General features: G+C 70.7%; 11 protein-coding genes and 1 riboswitch. Of the genes, 7 read left to right on the forward strand and 4 right to left on the reverse strand.

The window, feature by feature from the left end; translation table 11 throughout:
• Positions 1-22: 22 nt before the first annotated feature.
• Positions 23-604 (reverse strand): sigma-70 family RNA polymerase sigma factor, encoded by a 582-nt coding sequence (locus OHA05_RS03035; RefSeq protein ID WP_328859712.1) that lies wholly within the window; start codon positions 602-604, stop codon positions 23-25.
• Between the two features lie 516 nt (positions 605-1,120).
• On the opposite strand from OHA05_RS03035, the gene OHA05_RS03040 reads away from it, so the two are divergent.
• Both OHA05_RS03040 and OHA05_RS03045 read left to right on the forward strand, forming a co-directional pair.
• On the forward strand, positions 1,121-1,834 hold the full coding sequence (locus tag OHA05_RS03040; RefSeq protein ID WP_328859713.1) for a serine hydrolase: 714 nt from the start codon (positions 1,121-1,123) through the stop codon (positions 1,832-1,834).
• Positions 1,835-1,968: 134 nt separating this feature from the next.
• Positions 1,969-5,166, forward strand: coding sequence for an ATP-binding protein (locus tag OHA05_RS03045; protein ID WP_328859714.1), 3,198 nt, complete (start codon positions 1,969-1,971; stop codon positions 5,164-5,166).
• Here the strand turns inward: OHA05_RS03045 and OHA05_RS03050 are convergent.
• Complete coding sequence (locus OHA05_RS03050; protein WP_327685647.1) at positions 5,147-5,938, reverse strand: ABC transporter permease; 792 nt, start codon at positions 5,936-5,938, stop codon at positions 5,147-5,149. The genes OHA05_RS03045 and OHA05_RS03050 overlap by 20 nt on opposite strands.
• Positions 5,935-6,912: an ATP-binding cassette domain-containing protein gene (locus OHA05_RS03055; protein WP_328859715.1), complete on the reverse strand. Its 978-nt coding sequence runs from the start codon at positions 6,910-6,912 to the stop codon at positions 5,935-5,937. Before OHA05_RS03055 ends, OHA05_RS03050 begins: the two co-directional genes overlap by 4 nt.
• Positions 6,913-7,088: 176 nt before the next feature.
• Between OHA05_RS03055 and OHA05_RS03060 the strand changes: the two genes are divergently transcribed.
• Both OHA05_RS03060 and metE read left to right on the forward strand, forming a co-directional pair.
• On the forward strand, positions 7,089-8,006 hold the full coding sequence (locus tag OHA05_RS03060; protein WP_328859716.1) for a hypothetical protein: 918 nt from the start codon (positions 7,089-7,091) through the stop codon (positions 8,004-8,006).
• 115 nt (positions 8,007-8,121) lie between these two features.
• A riboswitch (cobalamin riboswitch) is annotated at positions 8,122-8,347 on the forward strand.
• Positions 8,348-8,500: 153 nt separating this feature from the next.
• Positions 8,501-10,819 carry a 5-methyltetrahydropteroyltriglutamate--homocysteine S-methyltransferase gene (gene metE, locus OHA05_RS03065; RefSeq protein ID WP_328859717.1) on the forward strand — a complete coding sequence of 773 codons (2,319 nt, stop codon included), beginning with the start codon at positions 8,501-8,503 and terminating at the stop codon, positions 10,817-10,819.
• 56 nt (positions 10,820-10,875) lie between these two features.
• Here metE and OHA05_RS03070 read toward each other — a convergent pair whose 3' ends face one another.
• Positions 10,876-11,151 (reverse strand): hypothetical protein, encoded by a 276-nt coding sequence (locus OHA05_RS03070; protein ID WP_313947982.1) that lies wholly within the window; start codon positions 11,149-11,151, stop codon positions 10,876-10,878.
• 415 nt (positions 11,152-11,566) lie between these two features.
• Between OHA05_RS03070 and OHA05_RS03075 the strand changes: the two genes are divergently transcribed.
• The 3 genes from OHA05_RS03075 (at position 11,567) to OHA05_RS03085 (ending at position 14,393) form a co-directional block, all read left to right on the forward strand.
• On the forward strand, positions 11,567-12,538 hold the full coding sequence (locus OHA05_RS03075; protein WP_328859718.1) for a pyridoxal-phosphate dependent enzyme: 972 nt from the start codon (positions 11,567-11,569) through the stop codon (positions 12,536-12,538).
• A gap of 126 nt (positions 12,539-12,664) precedes the next feature.
• Positions 12,665-13,297: a dihydrofolate reductase family protein gene (locus OHA05_RS03080; RefSeq protein WP_328859719.1), complete on the forward strand. Its 633-nt coding sequence runs from the start codon at positions 12,665-12,667 to the stop codon at positions 13,295-13,297.
• Between the two features lie 268 nt (positions 13,298-13,565).
• Positions 13,566-14,393: an alpha/beta fold hydrolase gene (locus tag OHA05_RS03085; RefSeq protein WP_328859720.1), complete on the forward strand. Its 828-nt coding sequence runs from the start codon at positions 13,566-13,568 to the stop codon at positions 14,391-14,393.
• Positions 14,394-14,478 lie beyond the last annotated feature (85 nt).

Genomic DNA, 14,478 nt, shown 5'->3' on the forward strand with positions numbered 1-14,478 from the left:
CCGCCCAGCCGGGCGGGGTCCCTCAGCGCCTGACGCGGACGTCCCGCTCGTCCAGCGCCACCCGCAGGGCCCGCAGAGCGTAGTAGATGCGCGATTTGACGGTGCCCGGCGGAATGCCGAGCGCCGTGGCGGCCTCGTGGACGGTGCGCTGCCGGAAGTACGTCTCCCGCAGCACCTCGCGATGCCGCTCCGACAGGGCGTCCAGGGCATCGGTGAGGACCACCGAGCAGAGCATGGCGTCGATGTGGTCCGCCTCGGCCACGACGTGCTCGTCCAGACCGCTGCCGTCCACTTCCTCGGGGCGGGCCCTGCGCCGTCGATAGGTCTCGATCGCGAGCCGGCGGGCCACCGTGTACAGCCAGGGCCGTACGGGCCGCGTGCCGTCGAACACCTCCTTGTCCCACGCGCGCAGCAGGGTCTCCTGCACGATGTCCTCCGCCTGCTGCCGGTCCCCACCGACCAGGCGGACGACGAACCGGAGCAGCACCGCCGCGTGCTCGTCATAGAGCGTTCGCAGGGTTCTCTCCCGCTCGCAGGAGGCTCCTGCGGACCCGATGACCTTCCAGCTCGCCGGCGCCGCTCGTTCCACCGCGATGACCCCCATGGTTTCCCTCTCTCCTCCCGATCGACGATGCGCCCAGCATGCGATCGACGGGTACGCGCGCACATGGGGCATCACCGCACCGTTGGTTGCGTGACACGGAGGTGCCCGCGGAACGTCGCTGACCAGGGGCGATGCCGTGTCGCCGGGACGCGGTCCCGGTCCGTGCGAAGAGGCGTGACGAAATGAGGCGTTACGCAATGGCGTGCCCGGCAGGCTCCCGGCGCATCTCATCGCCGGACAGGAGGGCGATACACCACGTCGCCCGGGGAACCGGAGAGCGCCTGTCGGCGAGTCGCTGGGCCCAACGGGTGCTTTCTCGCGCCCATAAGAGTGCCGACCCGGGCCGACGCCCCGCAATGGTGCGACGCATTAAGCATGAAAACGCATTATCAGAGATTCAGACGGCGTTGGGTGTTGCTCGCCGGCACCGTCCTCCTGGGAGCCGCCTGCACGGCCGCCCCCTTGCCCGCGGACCCACCCGTAGCCCCCGTGGCGGGGGCCCCGAAACCAGCACCCGTGCTGCCCGTCGCGAAGGCGCGGTTGTCCGTCGGCGTGGCCGCGCTGGACGGCGACGACTGGGGCGTCGAGGTGTACGGCGACGCCTCCACGTACGACACCGCGAGCATCGTGAAGGTCAACATTCTCGCCGCGCTGCTGCTGAAGGTGCAGGACGAGGACCGGAAACTGACCATACGGGAGCACACCTACGCGACCGCGATGATCGAACACAGTGACAACGACTCGGCAGACGCCCTGTGGCGCAAGATCGGCCGCGCCGAGGGTCTGGACGCGGCGAACAAGCGCCTGGGCCTGACGTCGACCAAGGGCGGCAAGGGAATGCACTGGGGTCTCACCCAGACCACGGCGGAGGACCAGCTCATCCTGTTGCGGGCGGCGTTCGCGGAGGACTCGGCGACGGCCTCCTCCGGTACCCCTCCGGAGCTGAGCCAGCCCTCTCGTGCGTATATCCAGAGGCTGATGAGCCGGACCGAGGCGGAACAGGACTGGGGCGTATCGGCCGCGGCAGGTTCCGGATGGGCTCTGAAGAACGGCTGGCTTCCGCGCACCAAGACCGGATTGTGGGACATCAACAGCGTGGGACGCGTGACCATCGACGGACGCAGATATCTGATCGCCGTGCTCTCCGACGGCCATGCGTCGATGGAGTCCGGGATCTCGCTGGTCGAGAAGACGGCGAAGGAGGCGATCGCCACGGTACGGGGGCGGTAGGGCCGGGGTGTTCTCGTGACACCGCGGCGTCCGCTGCAACGAGGCCAACAGCGGCCCGGCTGCGCGCTGGTGGCCCACCGTCACTTCGCACAGGCGGGATCCGGTCACCCGGGAGCGTTGGCTAGTCTGCACCGGTGACCACCGACCTGACCCTGCTGCCGCGTGTCGCCTTCCGCGGACAGGAGGTCACAGCGCCCCGGCTCCGCGGCCTGCTCGCGCTGCTCGCGGGCGACCTGCGTACGGGCTGCAGCACCGAGCGGCTGGTGGCGGGGCTGTGGCCGGTCGAGTTGCCGGAGCGACCGGGGAAGGCGGTGCAGGTCCTCGTGTCCAGGGCGCGGGCGCAGCTGGGCGCCGACGTCCTGGCGAGCACACCGACCGGATACCGGCTCGCCCTGGCCGAGGATCAGGTCGACAGTTCCGCCCTGCTGCTGCACGCCGCCGCCGGCGCGGACCGGGCGAGGGCCGGTGACCACGCCGCATCGCTGGCCGCGGCCGAGGCCGGGCTCGCGCTGTGGCGCGGCACCCCCGACGAGGCCGGCGGTACCGACGACCCCGTGGCCGCGTTGCGCTCCGAGCGCGCTCCCGTCCGCGGCGCACTCATACGCACGCAGGCGCTCGCGCTCGCCCGGCTGGGCCGGCACGCGGAGGCGGCGGGCCCGCTGGCCCTGGCCGCCGCGGAGCATCCGCGGGACGAGGAAGTGCTCGCCGAGGTGCTGCGCGGCGAGGCGGCGAAGGCGGGCCCGTCCGCCGCGCTGATGCGGTACGAGGCGTACCGCCGCGAGCTGCGCGACGAGCTCGGCACCGATCCGGGCGCCGGGCTCAAGGCCGTCCAGCAGGAACTGCTGCGCGGCGAGGCGCCGGTGATCAGACACGGCGTGCCCCACGAGCCGAACCCTCTCCTCGGCAGGGACGAGGACATCGCCGCGGTGGAGCGGCTGCTGCGCCCCTCCCGCGCCGTCACCGTCGTCGGCCCCGGCGGCCTCGGCAAGACCCGGCTCGCGCACGCCGTCAGCCGCCGGGCCGAGCAGCGCGTGGTGTATTTCGTGCCGCTCGCCGGTGTCACGGCGGACGAGGACGTGGCCGCGGAGGTGGCGTCCGCGCTCGGCGCGGGCGAGGGGCGGCACGCCGCAGGGGGCAACCCCGGACGAAGTCCCGGGGAGAGCGGCCACTCCCCCGCCGATCCGGTGCCCGGCATCCTCGGCGCGCTGGGCTCCGGGCCCGCGCTGCTGGTCCTCGACAACTGCGAACAGGTCGTCCAGGGCGCTGCCGACCTCGTACGGGCCCTGGTCTCCTGCTCCGACGACCTGCGGGTGCTCGCCACCAGCCGGGCCCCGCTGGGGCTCACATCGGAGGCGGTGTACGCCCTGCCGGAGCTCGCTCCCGACACCTCCGCCGAACTGTTCACGCAGCGGGCCCGGGCCGCCAGGAGCGGGGTGCAGCTGCCGCCGGACGCGGTGGCCGAGCTGTGCAGCCATCTCGACGGACTGCCGCTCGCCGTCGAGCTGGCCGCGGCGCGGGTGCGGGTCATGTCGGTTCCGGAGATCGCCCGCCGCCTCGGCGACCGGTTCGCGCTGCTGCGCGGCGGTGCGCGGGACGTGCCGGAGCGTCACCGCACGCTTCACGCGGTCGTGGAGTGGAGCTGGAACCTTCTCGCCGAGGACGCCAGGGCGGCGCTGCGCACCCTGTCCGTCTTCCCCGGCGGACTCTCCGGCGAGGCTGCGGAGCATGTGCTCGGCGAGGACGCGCTGCTTCTGCTCGAGCAGCTGGCCGACCAGTCGCTGATCACCGTCGCCGACACCCCGGCCGGGGTGCGGTTCCGGATGCTGGAGACCGTGAGGGAGTTCAGCGCGGCCCGGCGCGCGGAAGCGGGCGAGGACGCGGAGGCCATCGGCCGGTTCCTCGCCTGGGCGCGGGACTTCGGGGTCGCGTACCACGACTGGTTCTTCGGCCCTGAACCGCGGGCCGCCTGGGAGCGGATCAGGGGCGAGCAGGACAACCTCGTGCCGGCCCTGCGGCACGCCCTGGACCGTACGGACCGCCCCACCATCGCCGCCCTCACCGCCGTCCTCGCCGCTCTGTGGTCCACCGACTCCGGCTTCCACCGACTCTCCGCCCTCGCCGCGGACACCGGCCCGCCGCTCTCGCACTACTACCCCGAGCCCGAAGATGTCGAAGTGGCCCGCGCCGCCGCGGTGTTGTGCACGGCGGCCCTGTTCATGGGGCACGGGCCGACCGCCGTACGCCAGCTGGTCATCCTCCGGCGGCTGCCCCCGGCCCCGCCGGACACGCTGCTGCGCGCCATCGCGGTCGTCCTGAGCGCGGTCCCCGAGATGCTGCCGCCCGACTACGACGCGCTGCGACGGCTCTGCGACGACGAGCAGCCACTGGTCGCCGGCGTCGCCGAATGCATCGCCACCTATGTCTGGGAGTACGGGCACGACATCGACCGCGCGCTCGCCTCCGCCCGCCGGATACTCGCGGAACTGGCTTCCGCCGACAATCCGTCCATGCAGCTCATGGGGCATTCCCGGCTGAGCGAGCTGTGCTTGCGGACGGGGCAGGGTGAGGAGGCGTACGAACACCTCAAGGCCGCGCTCGAGGTCGTGCCGCGGCTCGGCGACGGGCACGACTACGTCTTCATCCGCACCAGTCTCGTCCTCGCCTGCCTGCAGCGCGGCGACCCCGACGAGGCCGACTACTGGCTGCGGCAGACGGAGAGCGACACCACCCCTGAGCCGGACGCCCTCTACCGGCCCGGCCTCGGCGGGCGGGCCGAGATCGCGCTCACCCGGGGACTGACGGAGGTCGGGCTCGGCCTGTGGCGCGCCGCCGTGGAGCGGATGCCCGGGGCCGGTTCGACGCACAGCGGCGACCTCTGCCTGGACCCGTGGGCGCTGCAGATCCAGTCGGCGGCGGTGACGGCACACGCGCAGGCCGGCCGTCTCGAGCTGGTCGCGGAGCCGCTCGACCGGCTACGGCGGGGGCTGCGGACGTTGCTCGCCGGTCCGCCCGGCTCACCGATGGAGCTCGTTCTGTTCGGAACGGTGCTGCATGCCCTGGGTATGGCGGGACTCGCCTCCGCCTCCGCCTCCGCCGGTGCCGGTGCCGGTGCCGGTGCCTCCGCCGGTGCCGTACGGATGATCGCGCTGGCCGAACACCTGCGGGTGTTCCGTGAGTTCCCGACCATGGCGGCGGCCCGCGCCCGGCAGGCGGTCGAAGCCGCCGGGAACGCCGCCGGGGCGGCGTACGCCGACGCGTTGTCGGAGTACGCCGCCCTGGAGCGGGACGAACTGCGGGAAGCAGCCCGTGAGCTCATCTCGGGTCGCGGTTGAACGACGCGCTCGACCAGCGGTATCCGAGCGCCGCCAGGCCGATGGACCAGGCGACGGCGAGCCAGCCGTTGTGGCCGATCTCGGTGCCGAGCAGCAGGCCGCGCAGGGTCTCGATGGCCGGTGTGAAGGGCTGGTACTCGGCGATCGGCTGGAACCAGCCCGGCATCGCGTCGATCGGCGTGAACGCACTGGAGATGAGCGGGAGCAGGATCAGCGGCATCGCACTGTTACTGGCCGCCTCGGCGTTGGGACTGGCCATTCCCATTCCGACGGCGATCCAGGTGAGCGCCAGGGCGAAGAGCACGAGCAGTCCGAAGGCCGCGAGCCACTCCAGGGCGGTGGCGTCGGTCGAGCGGAAGCCGATGGCGACCGCGACGGCGCCGACGAGAACCACACTGGCGACCGACTGCAGGACGCTGCCGACGACGTGTCCGATCAGCACCGAGCCACGGTGGATGGCCATGGTGCGGAAGCGGGCGATGATGCCCTCGGACATGTCGGTGGAGACGGACACCGCCGCCCCGATGACCGTGCTGCCGATGGTCATCAACAGGATGCCCGGGACGACATAGGCGATGTACTCGGATCTGTCGGCTCCGCCGCCGCCGATGCCCGCGCTCATCACCTCGCCGAAGATGTAGACGAAGAGCAGCAGCAGCATGACCGGCGTGAGCAGCAGGTTCAAGGTGAGCGAGGGATAGCGCCGCGCATGGAGCAGGTTGCGCCGCAGCATGGTGTTCGAGTCGCGGACGGCGAGGGAGAAGGCGCTCATCGGACGGTCTCCTTGGACGGGTTGGGGACGGCGGTGGGGCCGGCAGGGCCGGTCAGGGCGAAGAACACGTCGTCGAGGTCGGGGGTGTGCACGGTCAGTTCATCCGCCTCGACGCCGGCGGAGTCCAGCCAGTCGAGGATCGAGCGCAGTTCGCGCTGACTGCCGTCGCTCGGGATCTGAAGCGACAGCGACTCGTCGTCCCGGGTGACCTCACGCAGGGCAACGGCGGCCGACTGATACGCCGTCGGATCGGTGAACCGCAGCCGCACGTGTCCGCCCGGGATGCGCCGCTTCAGCTCGTCCGCACTGCCTTCGGCGACGATCTTCCCGTCGCTCAGGACGGCGATGCGGTCGGCGAGTTCGTCGGCCTCTTCGAGGTACTGCGTGGTGAGGAAGACGGTGACGCCGCCGGAGACCAGCTCGCGGATGATGCCCCACATGTTGTGACGGGCACGCGGGTCGAGTCCGGTGGTCGGCTCGTCGAGGAAGATGATCCGGGGGTCACCGACCAGCGTCATGGCGATGTCGAGACGTCGCTTCATACCGCCGGAGTAGGTGGAGGCGGGCTTCTTCGCCGCGTCGGTGAGGTCGAAGCGCTCCAGCAACTCGGCGGCGGTACGCCGGCCTTCGGCACGGGAGAGATGGTGCAGGTCCGCCATCAGAAGCATGTTCTCCTCACCGGTGATCAGACCGTCGACGGCGGAGAACTGCCCGGTGACACCGATCGCGGCCCGCACCGCCTGCGGCTCGGCGGTCAGATCGTGGCCGCCGACGTGCAGTTCGCCGGCGTCGGCCGCGATGAGCGTGGAGAGGATCTTCACGGCGGTGGTCTTGCCGGCGCCGTTCGGGCCCAGGAGGGAGAAGATCGTGCCCTGCGGCACGGCCAGGTCGATGCCGTCGAGGACCTTCTTCTCGCCGAAGGCCTTGTGCAGCCCCGTGGCTGCGATGGCGAGTTCGTTCGATGTCGATGTCATGCCGCAGAGCTTGCGGCACACCGGGTTCAGCGCGGTTTCAGAGCGGTTTCAGTACCCTGGAACCGACCGGCGAGCAGCAGCGACGTACGCCGCGGCCGGTGCCGGCCCAACTCCTCACGTCACAGCGCAGACGCCTGCGTCTCCGCCGATCAGAGGCGCCCCTTAGGGTTCCCCTCATGTGGTCACAGCAGCCGGGGGACGGCCAGAACCCGTACGCGGGGCAGAACAATCCGTATCAGCAGACGGGCCCCCACGGGCCTCCGCAGCAGGCACCGTGGGCGGGCTCGCCGACGATGCCGGCCGGTTCGCCGCAGCCGCCTCCTCGTGGCGGCCGTCGTACGTCCACGGTCATCGCCGTCGCTGCCGCCCTCGTCGTGGTCGTCGCCGCCGGAGTGACCGGATTCGTGGTCCTGGGCGGGGACGAGGGAAAGACCGCGGATCCCGGCCCGACGACGTCCGCCTCGGGCAGCCCGGCCGACGACAACCCGCGTGACACGGACGATCCGAAGCCGGTCGTCGCGGGCTGGAAGGTGGTGGTGAATCCCAAGCGGGGCATCGCCTTCGACGTTCCCCCGCAGTGGGGTCTGAAGGGACCTGGCTGGGTCAACTACGTCGCCGACGACCGAGATCCGGAGGAGAAGCCCCTCATCGGGATGTCGAGCCCCGCGATGCTCAAGGAGAAGTGGTGCCGGTTCGACGCCGCCATGGACGGTTCTCCCGAGGACACGGCTCTCGCGTCAGCGGGCACCCGCGGGGACAGCGGCGCGAAGACCATCGAGGACGCGGCGCGCAGCAGTGTGTCCCTGTGGCTCTACGGCGCGTACACCCAGCCGGACAGGACGAGCATCAAGGCCGGTGCGGTGGAGCCGTACACCACGGCCTCCGGGATCACGGGGAGCCTGGCGACGGGCGTGTCCACGGGCGCGCCGAAGAAGGGCAAGTGCGACACCGACGGCAAGGTCACCACCTTCGCGTTCAAGGACCCCGGCGGCGACTTCGTCTCCTGGACCTTCGTGGGCGCGAAGGGTGTGGCGGACGAGGTTCCGGACGCGACGGTGCGGAAGATCCTGGGGACGGTCCGGCTGACCTCGTAGGGGCGTCGGGCCGACACCGGACCGGGCCGTCGGGCGGCGGTACCGCGGTCGCCCGCATGCCAGGGATCACCGTCCGGATGATGAGCGGTGGTGTCGGTGCGGCCTGCGGGGCTCTAGGCTGGCGGATGCAGCTGGTTCGCCGTGCCTGCCAGGTACGTGCGTCGCAAGAGGGAACCCGGTGGGAATCCGGGACTGCCCCGCAGCGGTGAGCGGGAACGACCGCCGTCATACGCACTGGGTCCGGTACGGGCCCGGGAAGCGACGGCCAGTAGGTGTCCGCCGGGAGATGTCCGGCAGGCGTGCCCGTGAGTCCGAAGACCTGCCCGCTGTCCGCGCACGACCGATCGTGCGCGGATATCCCGGTGACCTCGAGGGCGGGTCGGCGTACACACCGACGGGCACGTGCGTCACCGACGCATCACTCCCCCGTCCGGTCTGTGCTCCCTTCGCCTTCCCCCTCGCCGGGTGACAGGCAACTCGCGAAGGAGAGTTCAGTGACAGCGAAGCCCGCAGCCGCGGCAGCACGGTCCACCGTCCACGGATACCCCCGTCAGGGGCCGAACCGTGAACTGAAGAAGGCCATCGAGGGCTACTGGAAGGGCCGCGTCTCCGCCGCGGCCCTGGAAGAGACCGCCCGGGACCTGCGTCGTTCGAACTGGCAGCAACTGGCCGAAGCCGGGGTCCACGAGGTCCCGACCGGTGACTTCTCGTACTACGACCACGTCCTCGACACGAGCGTGATGGTCGGCGCCCTCCCCTCCCGCCACCGCGCGGCCGTCGAGGCGGACGCGCTGGCCGGGTACTTCGCCATGGCGCGCGGTACCCAGGACGTCGCCCCGCTCGAGATGACCAAGTGGTTCGACACCAACTACCACTACCTCGTTCCGGAACTGGGACCCGGCACCGTCTTCACCGCCGACTCCACCAAGCAGGTCACCGAGCTGAAGGAAGCGCTGGCCCTCGGTCACACCGCCCGGCCGGTGCTGGTCGGCCCGATCACCTACCTCCTCCTGGCCAAGCCCGCCCCCGGTGTGGCGCCCGGTTTCGACCCCCTGACCCTGCTCGACCGGCTGCTGCCGGTGTACGCGGAGGTGCTCGCCGATCTGCGGGCGGCCGGGGCGGACTGGGTGCAGCTGGACGAGCCCGCACTGGTGCAGGACCGCACGCCGGCCGAACTGAACGCCGCCGAACGCGCCTACCGCGACATCGGCACCCTCACCGACCGGCCCAGGCTCCTGGTGGCCTCGTACTTCGACCGGCTCGGCGAGGCGCTGCCCGTACTCGCCAAGGCTCCCGTGGACGGACTGGCACTCGACTTCACCGACGCCGCAGCGGCCAATCTCGACGCCCTGGCCGCTGTCGGCGGACTGCCCGGCAAGCGCCTGGTCGCGGGCGTCGTCAACGGGCGCAACATCTGGATCAACGACATCGAGAAGTCGCTGGCCACCCTCGGCACCCTGCTCGGCCTCGCCGACCGGGTCGACGTGGCCTCCTCCTGCTCGCTGCTGCACGTCCCGCTGGACAGTTCCGCGGAACGTGACATCGACCCGCAGATCCACCGCTGGCTCGCCTTCGCCCGGCAGAAGACCTCCGAGATCGTCACCCTGGCCAGGGGCCTGGGCCGGGGGACCGACACCATCGCGGCCGAACTCGCCGCCAACCGCGCCGATCTCGCCTCCCGCGCCGGTTCCGCCCTCACGCGGGACCCGGCGGTCCGGGCCCGGGTTGCCGGGGTGACGGACACCGACGGGCGCCGCTCCCAGCCGTACGCCGAACGCGCCGCCGCCCAGCGTGCCCACCTCGGCCTGCCTCTGCTGCCCACCACCACGATCGGCTCCTTCCCGCAGACCACCGAACTGCGCACCGCACGCGCCGACCTGCGCCGCGGACGGATCGACACCGCTGCCTACGAGGAGCGGATCAAGGCCGAGATCCAGGAGGTGATCGCCTTCCAGGAGAAGACGGGCATCGACGTCCTGGTCCACGGGGAGCCCGAACGCAACGACATGGTGCAGTACTTCGCCGAGCAGCTCACCGGCTATCTCGCCACCCAGCACGGCTGGGTCCAGTCCTACGGCACGCGGTACGTCCGGCCGCCGATCCTCGCGGGCGACATCTCCCGCCCCGAGCCGATGACGGTTCGCTGGACCTCGTACGCCCAGTCCCTGACCAGCCGTCCGGTCAAGGGCATGCTCACCGGCCCGGTCACCATGCTCGCCTGGTCCTTCGTCCGCGACGACCAGCCGCTCGGCGACACCGCCCGCCAGGTCGCTCTCGCCCTGCGCGACGAGGTGAACGACCTGGAGACAGCCGGCAGTCCGGTGATCCAGGTCGACGAGCCGGCCCTGCGGGAGACCCTTCCGCTGCGCTCGGCCGACCATGCGGACTACCTGGCCTGGGCCACGGAGTCCTTCCGTCTGGCGACCAGTGGCGTGCGTCCGGACACACAGATCCACACCCATATGTGCTACGCCGAGTTCGGCGACATCGTGCAGGCGATCGACGACCTCGACGCCGACGTGATCAGCCTGGAGGCCGCCCGCTCGCACATGCAGGTGGCGCGTGAACTCGCCGAGCACGGCTACCCGCGCGAAGCCGGCCCCGGTGTGTACGACATCCACTCACCGCGCATCCCCGGTGTCTCCGAGGCGGCGGACCTGCTCCGCAAGGGCCTCGAAGCCATCCCGGCCGAACGTCTGTGGGTCAACCCCGACTGCGGCCTCAAGACGCGCGACTGGCCGGAGACCCGCGCGTCCCTCGAGCACCTCGTCGCCGCGGCACGCGAGGTGAGGTCGGAACTGCCCGCCTCCTGAGGCGGGGGCAGGGTGGGGAGGAAGCGCCGTTCCTCCCCACCCTGCCGGCTTCGCTCCTACTCCGCGATGAGCGCGACGACCTGCCAGGCCCATACGAGGTGGACCAGAACGCAGGTGCCCCATGCGGTGTTTCCCCGGATCCCGTGCTGCCGCAGCGCGGCCCATCCGGCGGCCAGGAGCAGCGCGGAAGCCACGCACAGGGCCCAGGACAGGGCGAGCCACGGCGTGGACGGCTCGGTCAGCAGCCTGAGCAGCACCAGCGGGGCCAGCGCCGCCAGGGGCAGGGCCCACATGCTGTCGTTCGCTCGGCGCGTGGTCTTGATTTCGGTCACAGGTCCCCCCGGACTCGTTCCCCCGGTTGTCGTGTCGGGCGCCTCGTGGTCACGGAGGTCTCGACATTGCCCGGCACCGGTGTGATCCGGGCGCCGAGCACGCAGGGGACTTTACCTTCGCACTGATCACTTGGCTACGGCCGAACGACCCTGGGGCAGGCGAGGTTTGCGCATCGCGGGCCATATTCTGCAGATGTGCCTCCCGGTGGGCGTTCTGCACGGAAGCCCTCCTGCGGCTCCCCTTCGCCATCGCGATCCTCAAGGCCTGTGGCATCGGTCGGGCTGAAGAGATCCACAGTTGAATACGGTGGTTTGACGGTCGTCCGGTCGTCCGGTCGTCCGCAAGGGGTTCCGGACACCGGTCGTGCGACCGCTGTCGCCTCGTTCCCCCACCACCACCCCATGGAGGACAGACATGACGGCGAAAAACCCTCCGGTCACTCCGGACGACGTCCGGGACGCCGCCGCTCGTATCAAGGGGGTCGCGCACCGCACCCCGGTGGTGCACTCGCGCACGCTGGACGCGCTCGTCGGCGCCGAGGTCTTCCTCAAGTGCGAGAACTTCCAGCGCATCGGCGCCTTCAAGTTCCGGGGTGCGTACAACGCCGCCTCACGCCTGACGCCCGATCAGCTCTCCCGTGGCATCGCCGCGTACTCCTCGGGCAACCATGCCCAAGCGGTCGCTCTCGCGGCGCGGGAGTTGGGCACCACGGCGGTGATCCTCATGCCGGAGGACACTCCGCAGTCCAAGACCGACGCCGCCCTCGGCTACGGCGCCGAGATCGTCACCTACGACCGCTACACCGGCGACCGGGTCGCCATCGGCAACGCCCTTGCCACCGAGCGCGGCCTCGCGCTCGTCCCGCCGTACGAGCATCCGCATGTCATCGCCGGACAGGGCACGGCCGCACTGGAGTTGATGGACGAGGTGGGCGAACTCGACGCCCTGGTGGTGCCGGTCGGCGGCGGCGGACTCATCGCGGGCAGTGCTACCGCGGCGAAGGGCGTGCATCCACGGACCCGCGTGATCGGGGTCGAACCGGAGGCCGGGGACGACACCAAGCGGTCCCTCGAGGCGGGCACACGGGTCGCCATTCCCGTACCGCGCACGATCGCCGACGGCCAGGCGGCGGAGACACCGGGCGAGCTGACGTTCTCGATCAACCGGCGCCTGGTCGACGGGATCGCCCTCGTCAGTGACGACGAGATCCGTGAGGCGATGCGGTTCGCCTTCGAACGCCTGAAGATCGTCCTCGAACCCAGCGGCGCGACTGCCCTGGCAGCCCTGCTGGCAGGTGCGGTGGACCGCCTGCCGGGCCGCGTCGGCCTGGTCCTCTCCGGGGGCAACATCAGCACGCGTCGCTTCGCGGAACTCTGCGCGAGCTGATCGGGGCGGGCGGGCGTCGCCTCGTGTGCGTTCGGTAGTCGGCCGGCCACGCCGGTGACGCATCCGACTGCGCAAAGATCTTTTGCGCAGGATGTCGAAAGCGAGGGCACTGGCTACGACCTATCCATGAGAACCACAGAAACCGAAGGAGAGAACGACATGGGCAAGATCGTCACCGGCGCCACGATGTCCCTCGACGGCTACATCGCCGGCCCCGGAGAGAGCGGCTTCGACCTGCTGTTCCAGTGGTACGGCAACGGCGACGTCGAGATCCCGTCCGCCAGTCCCGATGTGCCGCCGATCCGCGTCTCCGCCGCGAGCGCCGGGCTGGTCAAGCCGGAGTGGGAGAACACCGGTGCACTCGTCGTCGGGCGGTACCTGTACGACATGACGAAGGCCTGGGGCGGGCGCCACCCGATGGACGTGACCACCGTCGTGCTCACCCACCAGCGCCCTGACGACCGCCCCGAGGACGACGAGAACTTCGTCTTCGTCACCGAGGGCATCGAGGCCGCGGTGACGAGGGCGAAGGAGGTCGCCGGGGACAAGAACGTCGTCGTCAACGGTGGGCAGATGGCGCGGCAGTGCCTGGAGGCCGGGCTGCTCGACGAGGTCGGCGTCGAGCTCGTACCGGTCGTCCTGGGCGGCGGGAAGACGCTGTTCGGTGAACTCGGCGCCACGCCGGTGGAGTTCGAGGGCCCCGTAGCGGTGGTCGAAGGCACCGGTGTCACCCACTTGCGGTACCGGGTGAAGAAGTAGGGCGACGGTGTCGCCCAGCGGCCGCCCGCCGGTTCGGCGCTGTGCCGGCACAGCGCCGTACGCGCGCCCGCTCGACGCGCTGAAGCGCCGACACTCGGATACCGTTGTTCGAACGACGTGCCCATCCCGGTCGCCTTTCGCTGCCGACCTCCTCTCCGTCGCCCTCCTGCACGTCTGCTGCTGGTTCGCGGCGTGACATCCGGCGTTCCGTCCGGGGGCCGAATTCCGCGGAAGCGCCGGGTTCAGGACCAGTGCGAAAGGAACGGACATGCCCTTCGTCACCGCCAAGGACGGCACCGAGATCTACTACAAGGACTGGGGGTCGGGGCAGCCTGTCGTCTTCTCCCACGGCTGGCCTCTCACCGCGGACTCATGGGACCCGCAGCTGAAGCTGATGGCGGAGAACGGCTTCCGTGCCATCGCTCACGACCGGCGTGGAGGCGGACGCTCCGGCCAGCCCTGGGACGGGAACAACCTCGACACCTACGCCGACGACCTGGCAGCGGTCATCGAGGGCCTGGACCTGCAGAACGTCATCCTGGTCGGCCATTCGACCGGTGGCGGCGAGGTCACGCGCTATGTCGGCCGGCACGGCACGGGCCGCGTCGCCAAGGTGGTGCTGCTCGGCGCGATCCCCCCGCTGATGCTCAAGACCGAGGCGAACCCCGAAGGCCTCCCGATCGACGTCTTCGACGAGATCCGGGCGGGTGTGGCGACGGACCGCTCCCAGTACTACAAGGACCTGAGCGCCCCCTTCTACGGCGCCAATCGCGACGACTCGACCGTGACACAGGGGACCCGTGACGAGTTCTGGCTCTGGTCGATGACGGTGGGCATCAAGGGCGCCTACGACTGCGTGAAGGCGTTCTCCGAGTCCGACACCACCGAGGATCTCAAGAAGATCGACGTTCCCACGCTGATCGTCCACGGCGACGACGACCAGATCGTTCCGATCGTGGCCTCCGGTGAGAAGTCCTCCAAGATCGTCAAGGACGCGGTCTACAAGGTCTACGAGGGCGCACCCCACGGCCTGTCCATGGTCCCCAAGTATGCCGATCGGTTCAACGCCGACCTCCTCGACTTCGCGCGCAGCTGAGGCAGGCACGCGCCCGAGCGGGACCGGGTGACGGGGGATCTCGCAGGCCCCGTGTCGGGCCCGCCTGCCGCCCTCACGAAGGTCT

The organism is Streptomyces sp. NBC_00306 (assembly GCF_036169555.1).
GTDB classification, from domain to species: Bacteria; Actinomycetota; Actinomycetes; order Streptomycetales; family Streptomycetaceae; genus Streptomyces; species Streptomyces achmelvichensis.

Coding starts and splice junctions, on each gene's coding strand:
- OHA05_RS03055 (WP_328859715.1), bottom strand. CDS start 6,912: ATGACATCGACATCGAACGAACTCGCCATCGCAGCCACGGGGCTGCAC.
- OHA05_RS03075 (WP_328859718.1), top strand. CDS start 11,567: ATGACGGCGAAAAACCCTCCGGTCACTCCGGACGACGTCCGGGACGCC.
- OHA05_RS03035 (WP_328859712.1), bottom strand. CDS start 604: ATGGGGGTCATCGCGGTGGAACGAGCGGCGCCGGCGAGCTGGAAGGTC.
- OHA05_RS03085 (WP_328859720.1), top strand. CDS start 13,566: ATGCCCTTCGTCACCGCCAAGGACGGCACCGAGATCTACTACAAGGAC.
- OHA05_RS03050 (WP_327685647.1), bottom strand. CDS start 5,938: ATGAGCGCCTTCTCCCTCGCCGTCCGCGACTCGAACACCATGCTGCGG.
- OHA05_RS03060 (WP_328859716.1), top strand. CDS start 7,089: ATGTGGTCACAGCAGCCGGGGGACGGCCAGAACCCGTACGCGGGGCAG.
- OHA05_RS03080 (WP_328859719.1), top strand. CDS start 12,665: ATGAGAACCACAGAAACCGAAGGAGAGAACGACATGGGCAAGATCGTC.